The following is a 15,584-nucleotide window of genomic DNA, read 5'->3' on the forward strand; positions in this document are numbered from 1 at the left end:
TCTAAGGATCGGAAGGGTTGCTACGGAGAAGATTTCTAAACACGCACATTCGTTTCGTATCTAGTTTTCAGGTGATCAAACATCTGAACATGTTTGGTGGCGATAGCGGAAGGGTTCCACGCGTACCCATCCCGAACACGACCGTTAAGCCTTCCAGCGCCGATGGTACTTGGACCGAAGGGTCCCGGGAGAGTAGGACGCCGCCAAGCGATACATATTCCCTGATAGCTCAGTTGGTAGAGCACTCGACTGTTAATCGAGTTGTCACAGGTTCGAGTCCTGTTCGGGGAGCCACTTTTGGAGAGGTGTCCGAGTTGGTCGAAGGAGCACGATTGGAAATCGTGTAGGCGCCAAAAGCGTCTCGAGGGTTCGAATCCCTCTCTCTCCGCCAGAACGGTTTTCCAAAGATGGCCCGTTGGTCAAGGGGTTAAGACACCTCCCTTTCACGGAGGTAACAGGGGTTCGAATCCCCTACGGGTCACCATTTTCTATTATAGCAAAATTGATTTGTATGGAGGCTTAGCTCAGCTGGGAGAGCATCTGCCTTACAAGCAGAGGGTCGGGGGTTCGATCCCCTCAGCCTCCACCATATAACACAATACTGACGCGGGGTGGAGCAGCTCGGTAGCTCGTCGGGCTCATAACCCGAAGGCCGCAGGTTCAAATCCTGCCCCCGCAACCAATTTGGAACTGTGGTGTAGAGGCCTAACATGCCTGCCTGTCACGCAGGAGATCGCGGGTTCGAATCCCGTCAGTTCCGCCATTCATACCATTTTATGCTTGTATGAGCCATTAGCTCAGTTGGTAGAGCACCTGACTTTTAATCAGGGTGTCGAAGGTTCGAGTCCTTCATGGCTCACCACCATTATTTATTGTATGCGGACGTGGCTCAGCGGTAGAGCATCGCCTTGCCAAGGCGAGGGTCGCGGGTTCGATTCCCGTCGTCCGCTCCATATGTGTCCCCTTAGCTCAGCTGGATAGAGCGTTTGACTACGAATCAAAAGGCCGGGAGTTCGAATCTCTCAGGGGACGCCATTTTTAAATTTAATTGTGAACTTCCATTGGGAAGTTTTTTTGTTTTATACTCATTATTTGATAAACCCTATTTTGAGAGCCTGCGGGATACTATCCGCAGGCTTTTTTTGTTGTCGCTCAGATCTGTATTAACTGGATATTAAAGAAATGTAAAAAGTGTTGACTATAATATTATTATATTATAATGTTATAACCAGTTAGAGAAAACACTGGGTTAACAATTCGGGATTAAGATTTAGACAGAGGAGAGGAATCAATGTGTTAGATGATACATTACCCGTTACATTACAGTATCAGCTAAGGGGGAAATTGCTTGAAAAGATAGAGAAAAAATTTTGGTCACCGGGCAGCCAGATCCAAAGTGAACGAGAATTGTGCGAAGAATATGGAGTCAGCAGGATCACTGTTAGAGAAGTTCTGAAGGACCTGGTCAAAGAAGGATATCTGGTGAGAAAACAGGGGAAGGGGACTTTTGTATCTCTTCCTAAATTTGAACATGAACTTACCAGCTCTTACAGCTTGTCTCAGGAAATTGAAAAGGAAGGCTTGCTCTCCAACTTTCAGATTTTAGGTTTTCATAAAACCAAGTCTACAGAGTTCCTGGCTCAATTATTTGGTGCAAATGCTGGGGAGCACGTATTTGAAATCACCAGGCTCCGATTTATCGGCGATGAACTGTTTGCCTGGGAACGTGCTTACACTCCTAGCAGCGTCATGGAAGGTGCAACGATGGAAGAGCTGCAAAGTGATGGTTTATATGCAACGATTTATCGTCATTCCAACTTGATGGCTGAGGAAGCCGAGGTGGAAGCACAAGCTGTTAATTGTCCTGGGGACATTGCAGAATTTCTGCAAATTAAAAAAAATGCGGCGGTACTGCACCTGACTCGTCTGACTTCGGCACAAGATCACTGCATTGAGTTCTGTGAAAGCTATATCCGCAGCGAGAAGTATAAGTACAAATATAAACAAACGCTCAGAAAGAAAAATTATTAATTAATTGAAGATTAGAAGAAGCTGATACTCGAATCAAACCTTGTTGTTGAAAATCCGGAGTCTTATATATATCTTACAGCCCGGATTTACATAAATTATGAAGCGCTTTCAAAGTAAGGGGGAATCAAATGAAGGCGACCAAGCAGCCTGACTAAAGTGAGGATTAACAAAGTCATTATTGATCCATGGTTTACTCTTTATTTTCTCATGATGCTGCAAAAAAACATATTCCTCGGGGAGGGTATTAAGTTGAAAAAAATACATTCGATGATTGCTTTAATGTTGGTGATGATGCTGATCATTTCCGCGTGTGGTGACAGCAATACGGGTGACTCAGGCAATACCGATCAGGAAAAGATAGATGCGGCGGCTTCCAATGTGAATGAAACAGGATTCCCGATTGTTAATGAACCGCTTACATTATCTGCAATGGTGCTTTTGAGCCCGGCTCAGCCGACGGAATGGAATGATATTCTGGCTTGGAAAGAATATGAAAAAATGAGCGGTATCCAGATTCAATGGGATGCTTACACCAGCGCTGATATCAATGAAAAGCGTAACCTGGCCCTGGCCAGTGACCAGCTTCCGGATATGTTTTACAGAACAAAAATGCCGGATAATGACATCGACAAATATGGTGCCGAGGGATCTTTTATAAAACTGAATGATTTAATAGATCAATATGCTCCGAATTTTAAAGCGGTGTTAGAGAAATACCCGGATGTGAAAAAGGGGATTTCGGCAGCTGATGGCAGTATTTATGCACTTCCAAACCTGACGGATTCACCAAGTATTGAAATCAACCGCAAGCTGTTTATCAATCAGCAGTGGCTTGAGCAAGTGGGTAAGAAATCCCCGGCAACTACCGACGAATTGTACGAAGTGCTGAAAGCGTTCAGGGATGGAGATCCCAACAAGAATGGTCAGAAGGATGAAATTCCAATGACGGCAGACTCGCTAGATGAGGCCATTCAAGTAATCAGAGGCGCGTTTGGCCTGGGTAACCGGGGAATGGGCAATGGAAACTGGGATTTAGATCCTTCCTCAGAAAGTCTTCGTTTTTTCCCGGCAAGTCAGGAATATAAAGAATTGTTAGTGTATTTAAACAAACTGTATGCAGAGCAGCTTATAGATAAAGAAATTTTCACGAATGATGGCACGAAAGTACTTGCTAAAAATGAACAAAATCAGGTCGGCAGTTTCTCATTCGGTAATGTCATTGGACGTGCTAACAGCAACGCGGATGACTTCGTCGGACTGGAGACTGCACTCACTGGCCCGAATGGAGATCAGCTGTATACCAGTGCACGAGGAAACCTGGGCTCCCGAGGCGCATTTATGATCAGTAAAACAAATCCAAATCCTGTAGCCACCATGCGTTGGATCGATTATTTCTACAGTGAAGAGGGAAGCCGAATGCTGTACCTGGGCGTTGAAGGAGAAAGCTATCAGCAGGATAAGGATGGCAATTATGATTTTCTGCCTGAGATCGTAGAAAACATTCCGGAAGGCTCTTCATTCGACCAGGTCGTGTCCAAGTATGTTCCTTATGCTGGAGGGTCTCTGCCAACGCTTATTTTGGAAGATTACTTCAAAGGCGGTGAAACCCAGCCGTCAGCAAAGGCAGCAGCTGAGAATCTGAAGCCGTATCTGCCAGAAGAACTGTGGGCTCCATTCAGCTTCACAGCAGAGCAGTTTGATGAGAAGCTGTCGCTGGAAACCGACATTTACGGTATGGTGACACAGCGTACAGCCGAGTTCGTTCAAGGAAAGGCATCACTGGATGAATTCGATAATTACGTAGCTCAATTGGAGAAGATGGGGCTGAAACGCCTGCAAGAGATTTACGAAGAGGCTTACAGCAGATACAAGCAATAACTATAGCTTAAGACTAAGCAACACTGGAATCGCGGAACTCCTGATGATGAAGGATCATACCTCCATACATCACGAGTTCCCGTCTTCCACAACATATGGAATGGCAGCCGTGTTTAATTGTGAAGGGGTGCTGATATGACACCAGGTGAGGATAGAGGATTAGTGAAGTCTGTGTTTCCTCGTTCTGTTCGAAAGAACTGGGATCTATATTTACTGGCTTTGCCGGTTGTAGCTTATTTTATTATTATCAAATATTTACCGATGTACGGTATCCAGATTGCTTTTAAGGATTTTTCTGTATCCAAAGGCATATGGGACAGCGAATGGGTGGGGTTTAAGCATTTCATTCGATTTTTTAATAACTATCAATTTTGGACCCTGATAAAAAACACGATCGGTATCAGCTTGTTCCAAATTCTTGTCGCTTTCCCGCTGCCGATCATTTTTGCACTGATGGTCAACGAAGTGCGGACGAAATGGTTCAAAAAAAGTATTCAGTCCATCACCTTCATGCCGCATTTTCTTTCTATGGTGGTTCTGGTCGGCATGATTATGGCTTTTCTGTCTCCTTCAACCGGATTAATCAACAATATTCTTCGTCTGTTTGGACAGGAACCGATTTATTTTATGACCGAACCTGACATGTTTAAATCCATTTATGTGTTTTCTGATATATGGCAGAATATGGGCTTTAGTTCCATTCTCTATATAGCCGTGTTGGCGAACATCGATAAACAACTGTACGAAGCGGCTATGATCGATGGAGCGAACAAACTACAGCGACTGATTCATATCGCGATTCCGTGCCTGATTCCGACAGCAATCATTATGCTGATCTTTCAGTTTGGCTCTATCATGGACATCGGGTTCGAGAAAATTTATCTGATGCAGAATGATTTGAACAAACCTTCATCGAACGTTATCTCCACCTACGTGTATGAGACCGGTCTTCTGGGGTCACAGTTCAGTTTCTCGGCGGCAGTGGGATTATTCAATTCAGTCATTAACTTTATTCTCATCATAATAGTCAACCAAATTGCCAAGAGGGTCAGCAGTACCAGCTTGTGGTGATGGAGGAGTCCTGATTATGGAACATAAAATAGCCGGTTGGGGAGATCGAATATTCACCATTGTGATCTATACGATTCTCTCGATCATCATGTTGGTCACATTGTATCCTTTGATTTATATTCTGAGTGCGTCGTTCAGTGATCCTCTGTATATCGCGAAGGGTGAAGTATGGCTGCTTCCAAAAGATTTCACATTCAGTGCCTATCAGAAAGTACTGAGCAATGCAGATATTTTGACGGGATACCGAAATTCATTAATTTATCTGGTACTTGGAACGACCATTAATATCGTAATGACCACAATGGGAGCTTACGTTTTATCACGTAAGGATTTTAAAGGGCGTTATGTACTGGCATTGCTCTTTACGTTTACGCTGCTCTTTAATGGAGGATTGATCCCGACATATCTCATCTACAAAAATATGCTGGGACTATACAACAACTTGTGGGTAATGATCATCCCTAGTGCGATTAGTGTATGGAATTTGATCATCATGCGAACATATTTTCAAAACTCAATCCCCATTGAAATGCAGGAAGCAGCCTTTATGGATGGCTGCAGCAATATCAGGACATTGACAAGTATCGTCCTTCCGCTATCCAAGCCAATTATCGCGGTGATGGCGCTGTATTATGGTGTTGCACACTGGAATTCCTATTTCACAGCATTAATTTACTTGAATGATCATTGGCGATTTCCACTGCAGATGGTGATACGGAGTATTTTAATACAGGAAGATATGTCAGCGATGGCAGGCGGAGAGGGTGAGAGCCTGATGCAGCAGCTGCTGTTAATTGAGGGAATGCGCTATGCCGTTATTGTGGTGTCGAGTCTTCCAATGCTGCTGTTGTATCCGCTTGTACAGAAACATTTTGTGAAGGGCGTAATGATGGGGGCCATCAAAGGTTGATTACAATTGACGATCGGAGTGAATGGAAGGATGAATGAGTCGAACGAGAAAGCAAACGTAAATCAGCTGATGCTGCTAAGCAGCGGAAAAAGAGCAATAGCTGAAGAGCAGCTGGACGACAATGAAGCTGAAAAAGCGATTGATGGACAGCCAGACACATTTTGGGCAGGAGGTCCTTATTACAAATGGTGGAAGATTGACTTGGGCCGAAACTGCCAAATAGAACAAGTCTGCATTCAGGCGCGGCAAGATACGGCAGAGATTACGCATTATTTTATAGAGCACAGTCAGGATAATCTAAATTGGGAATGCTGCTTGGAAAAGATGGAGAGTACTCCATCAGAGAACATCCTGGACAAGTATGACATATCGCTGAGCGCGAGATACCTTAGAGTAACTATTACATACTGCTCAGCAGGCGAAACCGCAAAATTGTACAACGTTCAAGTTTACGGTCATGAAGCAGGCACGGTGATAACCCAAGCTCCGCAGAAGACAGCTTTTCGTAAATTTCATGCACTGAGCTGCGATCAAAGCTACGGATTTGAGGAAAGTGAATCTTTAGATTTGGAGCCAGGAAGTGTAGAAGAGGTTCTGGTCAGCGGTGGAGCAGGCAGTTATCTGCTCTATCGGGATGTGGACTTCACAATGGAAGGTATTGATCAGCTGAGAGGCCAGTTCGGTTTTACAGATCTTGATAAAGCGAAACAAGTCGTTTTAGAGGTTCGAGTAGACGATCTGGAAGGTGAGAAGGTCGGAGAGCTCATTCTGTTTAAACAGTGGAAACGCTGGTCCATGCTGGCAGGGCGTCTGCATCACAAAGACGCTGAGAAGCTGACAGGAGTTCATGATATGTACCTTGTGGTTAAGAAGGCTGCCCCGGGGCAGGAGCTGATGATTCATTGGCTGGAAGTAGCCCGGAAAAGTCAGCTTCCCGCACCGAGGCCCCGTCCCGAAGCTTTAGCAGCACCGGCAAATGGCGAGTACCATATTTACTTCGGTAACCTGCACAGTCATACCGGATTCTCGGATGGGATCGGTGTTCCTGAGTATGCGTACGATTACGCTCGGTACACGGCTGGACTAGACTTTCTGGCGATCACCGAACACAGCAATCTTTATGATCACTATCTGGAGTGGGAAAAAAGCCGCAAGTGGGTGGATATTCAGAAAATAGCTGACAACAAAACAGAAGATGGCGCTTTTCTTGCACTGTTTGGTGCTGAAACAACCTGGTACAATCAGTTCGGTCATATGAACACGTACAATATGGACTTTTTTATCAACACCTATGAAACCGAATACAACGATATTCCTACGTATTATGATCTGCTGAAACAATATCCTGATTCGATTCAACAATGGAACCATCCGTGGTCCTGCGGCAATCGTCATCTCGACGGATTTGATCCTTATGATGCGGAGCTGGATGAAGTGATGCATATGATTGAGATCAATCCCATCGAAAGCAAGGAGCTGGGCGGACTCTATTATTATGTGATGGCACTGGATAAAGGATGGCATGTGGCACCGGTGGGGAGTCAGGATAATCATCATGGACAGTGGGGAACGCAAAACACGCTCCGCACAGGGCTCTTGGTGGATCAATTAACGAGAGAGCATTTTTATGATGCGGTAAGGCATCAGCGTGTGTATTTTACATCGGCACTGCATTTGAAGGTTTGGTTCAAAGTAAATGATTCCATTATGGGGTCTCGGATTCAGAAGACAGACCAGTTGGATTTAGACATCAGAGCAATGTACGGCAAGGAAACGGAAGGGCAGATCGTGAAGGCCGAGATCATTGGAGAACAGGGGAAAGTCATCCATTCCGTCGACGTTCAAGACAGCAATCATATTCATTATAAAGTTTCACTGCCGAGCTCGGAGCGTTACTATTTCGTCAAAATTTATCAAAATGACGGTGAGTTTGCAGCTACAGCACCGGTATGGATTGAAGGTTGAAGGTAACGCATAACCAGGACAGTTAGAAAGGGACGGCCCATTTTAGACAGGAGGCGATGTCATGAATCATTTTCCTAGAAAATTAGCGTCTTTGTTCTTAACATTCACCTTATTATGTTCGTTGGTTGTTACGGCTCAATTGCCAGTTGAAGCTTCATCCTCTTCTGTGATCACAATTAGCAGCGCATCCGACTTGGAGCAAATTCGGAATAATCCAACGGGAGATTTTGAACTGAGCAACGATATCCAGTTGTCCGGTGAGTTCATTCCGATTTCTTCATTCAGCGGGACGCTGGACGGAAAGGGCCACCATATCTCTGGTTTAAGTATCACTGCAAATTCCAGTCAGCCTAAAGCGGCCTTAATCGTGACCAACTATGGTACGATTGAGCGAATCGGCTTGGTGGATGTGAATATTACCAGCCTGGATACCAACTCAACTTATTGGGCCGGGGGCATGGTAGCGACAAACAGAGGAACAATTCAGGAAAGCTTTGTGACGGGTTCTGTAGTAGGAGGTTACCGGAGTGCCGGTATTGCAGTAAACAATTACAGCGTTATTCGTAATGTGTATGCGGCTGCCGAAGTCAGTGCCAGAGTGGAAAGCGGCGGGCTGGTTGCGGTATCGGAGAGCGGTTCCACTTTGTCATCATCTTATGCAGTGCCGGATGTGTATTCAGAGGAATTTAACACGGGAGGAATTTCCGCATACGCATACAGCAATGCGACTATAGAAGATAATGCCTTGCTCGCGGGTACGATTGCTAACGGCGATAATCTGAATGCGGGCAGAATAACAGGCCGCGTGAATGGCACCCCCACTTTCTCGAATAATATAGCCTCACAGAATGCCCTTGTCCAAGGGGCGGTAGTAACGGGAGGGACATCTGGGAATGCTCAGGGCTTGTCCGTAACTGATCAAACGCTGACTGAGCAGTCAGCCTACGAAAATACGCTCGGATGGGATTTTCAATCCGTCTGGGAGATGAATCCAGTTCTAGAGCGGCCAACCCTCCAGTATGCAGGAGAAATACAGGATGTAGAAATTGCAGCAGCTGCAGATCTTGAACTTATTCGCAGTGATCCATACGGTAGTTTCGTGCTGACTGCAGATATTGAACTCTCCGGCGAGTTTGTACCGATCCCGTCATTTTACGGTTCACTGGATGGTGACGGACACCATATTACCGGATTGACCATTACAAGTGATACAAGCCAGCGTAAAGCAGCATTCATTGTCGACCACTACGGTGTGATTAAGAACGTCGGTTTTGCAGATGTGGCCATAATGGGCCTCAGCAGCGACTCAACCTATTGGGCCGGCGGCATGGTGGCGAACAACCGTGGAACGATACGTGAAAGCTTTGTAACAGGTGTCGTAACCGGAGGTTACCGGAGTGCCGGCATCGCTGTTCACAATTTCAATCTCATTAGAAACAGCTATACAGATGTTATGGTCCGAGCTAAGGTGGAAGCCGGTGCACTGGTTGCCGTATCGGAAAGCGGCTCTGTGCTGGAGACATCGTATGCGGTTCCTGATGTACATTCCCAGTTAAATAATACCGGCGGTGTTTCGGGATATGCATACAGCAGTGCGATTATTCGAAATAATGCTCTGCTGGCGGGCACCATCACCAATGGCGGAAATAGTAATATCGCCAGAGTGAACGGACGTGTGAATGGCACCCCTGTATTTCAGAATAATATAGCTTCAGAGCAGGCTCTTGTCCAAGGTATCGTTGTTACCGAGGGGACCGCCTCCAACAGACAAGGTCTATCGGTAACAGACCAAGCGCTGGGTACGCAGTCCACTTATGTAAATCTGGGTTGGAATTTTAATGTGATTTGGGAGATGGACTCCCAGCTGGGACGTCCTGTCCTGCAGTCACTGGAGAATCCTGCGGAAAGCGTATCCGGACCGATCATTCGCAGACCTTTGCGCGACGAGTCTGTTGTAGTCTCACAAGGTGTACAGCACAGGCAGATGGACTTTATCGACGTCAATGGTAATGTGCAAAAAGCGAATATCATCGATGTGGATCTGAATTTGCCGCAAAACGAGATTATTGTTGGTACCAAGAACAACCAGATTCCACCTACAGATGCCAACGGGGATTATATCCGCATTGAGGATAGTGAAGGGCATGACAGTATTAAAGCGAACGTTGCTGACCAAGCTGCAACAACTCAAATTGCAGGCAAAGAAGTTGTTGCAGGTGTGAACGGGGAGTTCTATACGGAGCAAGGACCGGAAGGCTATATGATCAAGGACGGATCCGGGATCATCAACGGTGTGCGCGTACCGGGTGTGGATGGTAAAAACTATCCTTTCCATGGATTTTTCGGGATTAAAGATAATGGTACTCCGGTTATTGGAAGCTACACCGACGATTGGGAGCAGATGAAAGAAGAATTGTTCCAGGCTTCCGGTGGTCAGTACTGGATGGTCAAAGATGGTGTGCATCAGGATTTTAACGGTTTGGTCATTTCGGATCCTAATCACCCGGATTATGATGAGCAGACCTATTACCGACATAATGACCGGCATCCAAGAACAGCAGTTGGAATCCGCAGTGATGGCACGGTATTTTTCGTCGTCATTGATGGTCGGGGAGCAAATGGTTCCACAGGCTTCTATATCGAAGAGCTCGGGCTGTATATGAAGGAGCTGGGAGCCTATCAAGCCCTCAACATGGATGGGGGAGGATCATCCACTGCGGTGGTCACGAATGGGAACGGCGGATATGATATTGAGAATACACCAATCAACAAGGTTGATGGTGTCAATACGCCAGGCGCGCCCAGGGACGTATTCTCTTCATTGCTCGTTGTAGTAGAACAAGATTAATTAAACAGACCTGCAGGTTGGCGATGTAAGCGCCGCTTGCGGGTCTGTTTTTCTGAAAATTAGAAGTACGAGCTTTACTGGATGCTTATATTGCCGGAACTTGTCTGGATGTCTACACGATAAGTTCCGCTTCCCGTTACACCTTGAGTCACGTCTTTGCCCTCCCGAGTATTATCCCAACCTATGGCACTGGTGCGTCTTCCGCTTCCTGATTTCAATGACCATGTGACGTCGGAATCTTTGTCATTCAAACTTAAAGATACATTTCCGCTTTTTGCAGATATCTGGAGCTGGGTCCGGAGTTCCTCATAGTCCAAAGAGATCCGGCCGCTCTTCCCTTGAATGATTAGTTCCTCGGCCTGCACATTAGCTGAATTGACATTTCCAGAAGAACCCTGGACGACAATTTTCCCCTTATAATAATCTGGAACACGGATGGTGAGATGGGGTTTTCTGCCTATATTTACGATTCGGCGTAAATCATAGTTCATAGAAATGCTGATTGTATCATTCTGTGTGTCTAAAAGTACTGCGGGTTCGCTGTCATAGGTCGTGATCGAGACTTCCAAATCGCTCAACTCCGGATCCGACTCCAGGTGCACGGATGTACTGCCATGGTCAATGTGGATCTGTTCCACTCCTTCAAGCGATGTGCTTTGCACATCAACTGTACCTTCTCGTTCACCACAAGCCGTCAGTATTGTCATCAGGCATAATAAAAAAACAAAAACAATCAAGCGTGTGCTCATTAGATTCACCTCATGAAATGTGTAGGATGATGAATAGCATACCAGGTGACGCTGCGTCAGTATCAAGGTTTTCTGCATGATTGAGGTGTGGGATAACTTTCTCTTGAAACTGACGCAGCGTCATTTTGTATAATGAAAGTCTGTCACAATGTAAACAGAGATGGAGTGAGACGGTTATGAAAGCTGGAGATATTTTGATCTATGCTTGTGTAATTATTGGAGCAGGGATCGGATTGATGTTTGACCAGGCTTTACCTGGTGTGCTCGTGGGATTAGGTATAGGATATTTGTTGAAATATGTACTGGTGGATGAAAAAGAGAAAGAATAATGAAACAGAGGCGGTACGGAGGTGACAGTTCACGGTGTTTATTCATATACGGGATATTGCGCAGTTAACAGGAATTACAGTCCGTACGCTGCGATATTATGATTCCATAGGGCTGCTGAATCCAGCATCCAAGACAGAAGGCGGCCATCGGTTATATACCGAAGAGGATTTAAAGAGATTGCAGCAGATACAGTTTTTAAAAAGTATGGGTTACCCTCTCAAAGAAATTCAGAGCATGTTGACAGATCCATTGTGGAACTGGGAACGAGGCTTAAAAAACCAGTTAGCCTACATTTTAGAAGAACAGCAGCGTTTGAAGAGCATGGAAGTCTCGATCAGAGAATTCATCAACGGCTTGATGATCGAAAGAGGCGATGAACAGGAAGCGATACAAAAGCTGATCCAGTTGACAAAGCAGGACAAAACAAAGCTCCAATCCTATAAGGAGTCCTTATTGTCGGGCGATGAAATCGTACTTTGGGACAAACTTCCCGCGATGAAGGGCAGTGATCCGGACTCTCTAGAATGGATTGCATTGATTGGCCAGCTCCAAGGATGTATACACGAAGATCCGTCGTGTAAGAAAGTGCAGAATATTATCAGACGAATGCTGGAAAAGCAGCAGGAACAGTTCCACGGACAGGATGCCTTCCTGGACAAGCTATGGGAAGCTCGGAAATCTCCAGAGGAATCTCACCGCCTGGGGCTTTATCCCCTGGAGCCAGAGGTGCTTGAGTATATGGAAAAAGCTTATAGCGCATATATGATTGCACAGACCAGTGAGCCTCCAGGTTCAAGCAAAGACCAGGAAGGAGGGCATGAGAATCAATGAGTTCTGAACTGCTGCTGTCCATCGGGGGATTGTCTCTGCTGGATACGCTCAGCCCCGCGATCATTGGAGTAACGTTATATGTCATGATAACTCAGACGACTAAGAGAGGCTCACGTCTGCTGGTTTATCTCATCACAGTAACCGGGTTGTATTTCGTACTGGGTCTGATGCTGATGCTGGGTTTGGGCATATTAATGGAGACTTTCACTTCCCTTCTGGAGCATAGAGCCGTAAGCTGGACGCTGTTTATAGCAGGCATTCTTCTGTTTGCGATAAGCTTTTTTATAAAACCCTCTACAGGGAAGGCAGGGCAGCTGCGCCCTCGGTCTGCCGGTATCCTGCCTATGATTGCGCTTGGTGTAAGTACATTTATATTGGAAGCAGGAACGGCCTTTCCTTACTTCGCTGCCATCGGTTTGATGACAACATCAAATCTTGCGCTGGTTGAATGGCTGCCGATTTTAATTGGATATCAACTGGTTATGATGCTTCCCGCTATCTTGCTGTACATGCTCTCGTCATTCATAGGTCCTTCTGTTCATCGATGGCTGCAGCGAATGCATAACTGGCTGGTGAAGCAGTCCGGATCGATGCTGTCCTGGATCTTGTGCATAGCAGGTTTGATTCTTATATTTAATAGTCTGGATTACTTGTAAGCGTCCTGAAAAGATCAGCATTTAAAAAGTTCTTGTCATCATTATTTACTGTGTGATATGATCTTTCTATCGCTTGTCGGGACGTAGCTCAGCTTGGTAGAGCACCTGGTTTGGGACCAGGGGGTCGCATGTTCAAATCGTGTCGTCCCGATTTATAAAGAAGGCTATTCATCTGTTAGTTGAGATGCGTAGTCTTTTTTTGTTTTACCGTCATGCTGTCCTTTGCTGCCACAGTTTTGAATATTTGGCGGAATAACCGGCCAAACTATGAAAAACATTGGATAGAAGGGGATTAATTTGAATATTTTTCGTATTCGAAGAACATGGAGAAAACGTTGGAGACGCTGGAGAAGAGCGATCTGGACTTGCGCCCTTTTCCTCATAATAAGTATACTTGCCTGGTCTGGACAGCATCTGCCTGATCGAATGAATGAACTGCTGACCAAAGACGCAATCAAGCAGCCTTTTGCACTGGAAACCCTGCTGTATATGCAAAATGATGATGAAACCTTAGAAGAGCAGCAGCAATTCATGCAGCAGTTGAACGCAGCCAAGGACGTGATGAACGTGCATCTAAGAACCGTTTATGTATGCGGCGTGGAAGAGCGCAGTGCAGGCCGGTTGAACACGGACGGTATCTATGCACTGATGAACAGCAATCCGGCTCTGGTGGGGAGATTTGATGAGGATGGTCAGGTATGGCTTGAAGAAACGGTTACGGATGATCTGTCACCAGCCTGCAAGGAGCAGGCTTACATGAGCGTAGACAGCCAGGGTAATTTAACGTTGTTTGAAGGACCTCCCGAGAAAGAAAAAGTGTTAAGGACCTTCTTCCAGCTGGATATCGGCTCCATGGAATCGTCGCTACCTTCCGATGTGGTGAGGCAGCTTCAGCACGGCATACGGATTCAGGATATGGACGAGTACAACAGTGTTCTCTCAACATTCAGTGATTATGCGAGAGATCTGGCTGAAGATGTAATGACGTCACACTAAGCCAGGCAGAAGAGCGATAAAACAGGTTCCCCCTTTTTAAGGGCGGGCCTTTTTTGTGCTTAAAATTCTGAAAGGCGGGCGAGCGTGTACGATTTATGAAAAGCTCAAAGTTTTCCTCAACGCAGCACAGATCTTTTGTTATAATGGAATAACGATACATATGTTCGCTTCAAGGGAGAGGTTAGGTTTGCGTATCATGGGAATTGACCCGGGGATCGCGATTGTCGGTTTCGGGTTTGTAGATAAAGAGGGAAGCAAGCTGACACCGGTGCAGTATGGCAGCATTCAGACAGCGGCCCATACGCCGGAAGAAGAACGTTTGATACAAGTATACGAGGGCATGGTACAGCTGCTTGATCAATATAAACCGGATGAGGTTGCATTCGAGAAGCTGTTCTTTAACCGAAATGTAACCAATGCAATGGCAGTATCTCAGGCTAGAGGGGTGTTGATATTGGCTGCCGTTCAGCGAGGTCTGCCGATTGGTGAATACACGCCAATGCAGGTGAAGCAGGCAATCGTCGGGTACGGCAAGGCGGAGAAAAAACAGGTGCAGGAAATGGTGCGAATGTTTTTGAAGCTTCAGAGTGTGCCTAAACCGGATGATGTGGCGGATGCACTGGCTGTAGCGATATGCCACGCCCATTCCAGTACACTGAATTCCAAATTAAATGAGGTATTGCGAAAATGATAGATTTTTTACGCGGCCAGGTCGCGCACTTGGAGAATGAATATATCGTGCTTGATGTGAACGGTGTAGGATATCGTGTTTTTTGCCCGAATCCATTTGCTTTCGCCAAAAGCGAGGGAACGGTCACCGTATTTACCCATCATCACGTACGGGAAGATGCGATGCTGCTCTTCGGCTTTCCATCCAGAGAAGAACAGCGGCTGTTCAGAAAACTGATTGAGGTGTCCGGTATTGGTCCGCGTGTTGCACTGGGCATTTTGGGCAGTGGTTCACCAGACCATGTGGTGTCTGCCATTTACCAGGAGAATATAACCTTTTTGGTGAAGCTGCCCGGGATCGGGAAGAAGACTGCGCAGCGGATGATTCTGGACCTCAAGGACAAGCTGCAGGGCTTCGGCACAAGTCTCATCAATACAGGTCTGTTTGCAGTCGCGGAGGAAGAAGCGGGTGAGACCGGATCATGGAGTGAAGCGCGTGAAGGACTGAAGGCACTTGGATATACAGATGGAGAGCTGGATAAGGTGTGGCTGCAAATCAAGGATCAGAGTGCAGGTGCCACAGTCGATGTTCTGATGAAAAAAGCCCTTCAGCTCCTATATGCCGGGTAACTGAAACATGAAAGGGAAGG

General features: G+C 46.1%; 13 protein-coding genes, 10 tRNA genes and 1 rRNA gene. 23 read left to right on the forward strand and 1 reads right to left on the reverse strand.

Annotated elements, in window-relative coordinates; all coding sequences use genetic code 11:
- Nucleotides 1-92: 92 nt before the first annotated feature.
- The 16 genes from rrf to HII30_RS13310 all read left to right on the forward strand — a co-directional run bounded on the left by rrf (nt 93) and on the right by HII30_RS13310 (nt 10,703).
- A 5S ribosomal RNA gene (rrf, locus tag HII30_RS13235) occupies nt 93-209 on the forward strand.
- A gap of 9 nt (nt 210-218) precedes the next feature.
- A tRNA-Asn gene (locus HII30_RS13240) sits at nt 219-294 on the forward strand.
- 5 nt (nt 295-299) lie between these two features.
- Nucleotides 300-391 (forward strand) — tRNA-Ser (locus tag HII30_RS13245).
- Nucleotides 392-409: 18 nt separating this feature from the next.
- Nucleotides 410-484 (forward strand) — tRNA-Glu (locus tag HII30_RS13250).
- A 29-nt stretch (nt 485-513) separates the two neighbouring features.
- A tRNA-Val gene (locus HII30_RS13255) sits at nt 514-589 on the forward strand.
- Nucleotides 590-605: 16 nt separating this feature from the next.
- Nucleotides 606-682, forward strand: a tRNA-Met gene (locus HII30_RS13260).
- Nucleotides 683-686: 4 nt separating this feature from the next.
- Nucleotides 687-763: transfer RNA gene (locus tag HII30_RS13265), tRNA-Asp, on the forward strand.
- A gap of 23 nt (nt 764-786) precedes the next feature.
- Nucleotides 787-862: transfer RNA gene (locus HII30_RS13270), tRNA-Lys, on the forward strand.
- 16 nt (nt 863-878) lie between these two features.
- Nucleotides 879-953 (forward strand) — tRNA-Gly (locus HII30_RS13275).
- Between the two features lie 5 nt (nt 954-958).
- Nucleotides 959-1,035 (forward strand) — tRNA-Arg (locus tag HII30_RS13280).
- Between the two features lie 258 nt (nt 1,036-1,293).
- Entirely contained in the window at nt 1,294-2,031 is a 738-nt protein-coding gene (locus HII30_RS21935; RefSeq protein WP_169505525.1) for a UTRA domain-containing protein, read from the forward strand.
- Nucleotides 2,032-2,280: 249 nt separating this feature from the next.
- On the forward strand, nt 2,281-3,909 hold the full coding sequence (locus HII30_RS13290; protein WP_169505526.1) for an extracellular solute-binding protein: 1,629 nt from the start codon (nt 2,281-2,283) through the stop codon (nt 3,907-3,909).
- 135 nt (nt 3,910-4,044) lie between these two features.
- The gene (locus tag HII30_RS13295; protein ID WP_169505527.1) at nt 4,045-4,980 is read left to right on the forward strand and encodes an ABC transporter permease; all 936 of its coding nucleotides are present in this window, start codon (nt 4,045-4,047) and stop codon (nt 4,978-4,980) included.
- A 16-nt stretch (nt 4,981-4,996) separates the two neighbouring features.
- Complete coding sequence (locus HII30_RS13300) at nt 4,997-5,890, forward strand: carbohydrate ABC transporter permease (protein ID WP_169505528.1); 894 nt, start codon at nt 4,997-4,999, stop codon at nt 5,888-5,890.
- A 30-nt stretch (nt 5,891-5,920) separates the two neighbouring features.
- Nucleotides 5,921-7,855 (forward strand): CehA/McbA family metallohydrolase, encoded by a 1,935-nt coding sequence (locus tag HII30_RS13305; protein WP_169505529.1) that lies wholly within the window; start codon nt 5,921-5,923, stop codon nt 7,853-7,855.
- Between the two features lie 61 nt (nt 7,856-7,916).
- Nucleotides 7,917-10,703 carry a phosphodiester glycosidase family protein gene (locus HII30_RS13310; RefSeq protein ID WP_169505530.1) on the forward strand — a complete coding sequence of 929 codons (2,787 nt, stop codon included), beginning with the start codon at nt 7,917-7,919 and terminating at the stop codon, nt 10,701-10,703.
- Between the two features lie 74 nt (nt 10,704-10,777).
- Here the strand turns inward: HII30_RS13310 and HII30_RS13315 are convergent, their stop codons facing one another.
- The gene (locus HII30_RS13315; RefSeq protein WP_169505531.1) at nt 10,778-11,452 is read right to left on the reverse strand and encodes a DUF4097 family beta strand repeat-containing protein; all 675 of its coding nucleotides are present in this window, start codon (nt 11,450-11,452) and stop codon (nt 10,778-10,780) included.
- Between the two features lie 176 nt (nt 11,453-11,628).
- On the opposite strand from HII30_RS13315, the gene HII30_RS13320 reads away from it, so the two are divergent.
- The 7 genes from HII30_RS13320 (at nt 11,629) to ruvA (ending at nt 15,564) form a co-directional block, all read left to right on the forward strand.
- Entirely contained in the window at nt 11,629-11,781 is a 153-nt protein-coding gene (locus HII30_RS13320) for a hypothetical protein (protein ID WP_169505532.1), read from the forward strand.
- A 34-nt stretch (nt 11,782-11,815) separates the two neighbouring features.
- Nucleotides 11,816-12,613 carry a MerR family transcriptional regulator gene (locus HII30_RS13325; RefSeq protein WP_343045108.1) on the forward strand — a complete coding sequence of 266 codons (798 nt, stop codon included), beginning with the start codon at nt 11,816-11,818 and terminating at the stop codon, nt 12,611-12,613.
- Entirely contained in the window at nt 12,610-13,269 is a 660-nt protein-coding gene (locus HII30_RS13330) for a GAP family protein (RefSeq protein ID WP_169505533.1), read from the forward strand. Before HII30_RS13325 ends, HII30_RS13330 begins: the two co-directional genes overlap by 4 nt.
- Before the next feature lie 77 nt (nt 13,270-13,346).
- Nucleotides 13,347-13,420 (forward strand) — tRNA-Pro (locus HII30_RS13335).
- A 275-nt stretch (nt 13,421-13,695) separates the two neighbouring features.
- On the forward strand, nt 13,696-14,265 hold the full coding sequence (locus HII30_RS13340) for a BofC C-terminal domain-containing protein (RefSeq protein ID WP_246246378.1): 570 nt from the start codon (nt 13,696-13,698) through the stop codon (nt 14,263-14,265).
- A 187-nt stretch (nt 14,266-14,452) separates the two neighbouring features.
- Nucleotides 14,453-14,956, forward strand: coding sequence for a crossover junction endodeoxyribonuclease RuvC (gene ruvC / locus HII30_RS13345; RefSeq protein ID WP_169505535.1), 504 nt, complete (start codon nt 14,453-14,455; stop codon nt 14,954-14,956).
- Complete coding sequence (ruvA, locus tag HII30_RS13350) at nt 14,953-15,564, forward strand: Holliday junction branch migration protein RuvA (protein WP_169505536.1); 612 nt, start codon at nt 14,953-14,955, stop codon at nt 15,562-15,564. The genes ruvC and ruvA overlap by 4 nt, the downstream gene beginning before the upstream one ends.
- The last annotated feature ends 20 nt before the right edge of the window (nt 15,565-15,584 follow it).

It is taken from the genome of Paenibacillus lemnae (assembly GCF_012933385.1).
In the GTDB taxonomy this organism is placed as follows: Bacteria; Bacillota; Bacilli; order Paenibacillales; family Paenibacillaceae; genus Paenibacillus_AQ; species Paenibacillus_AQ lemnae.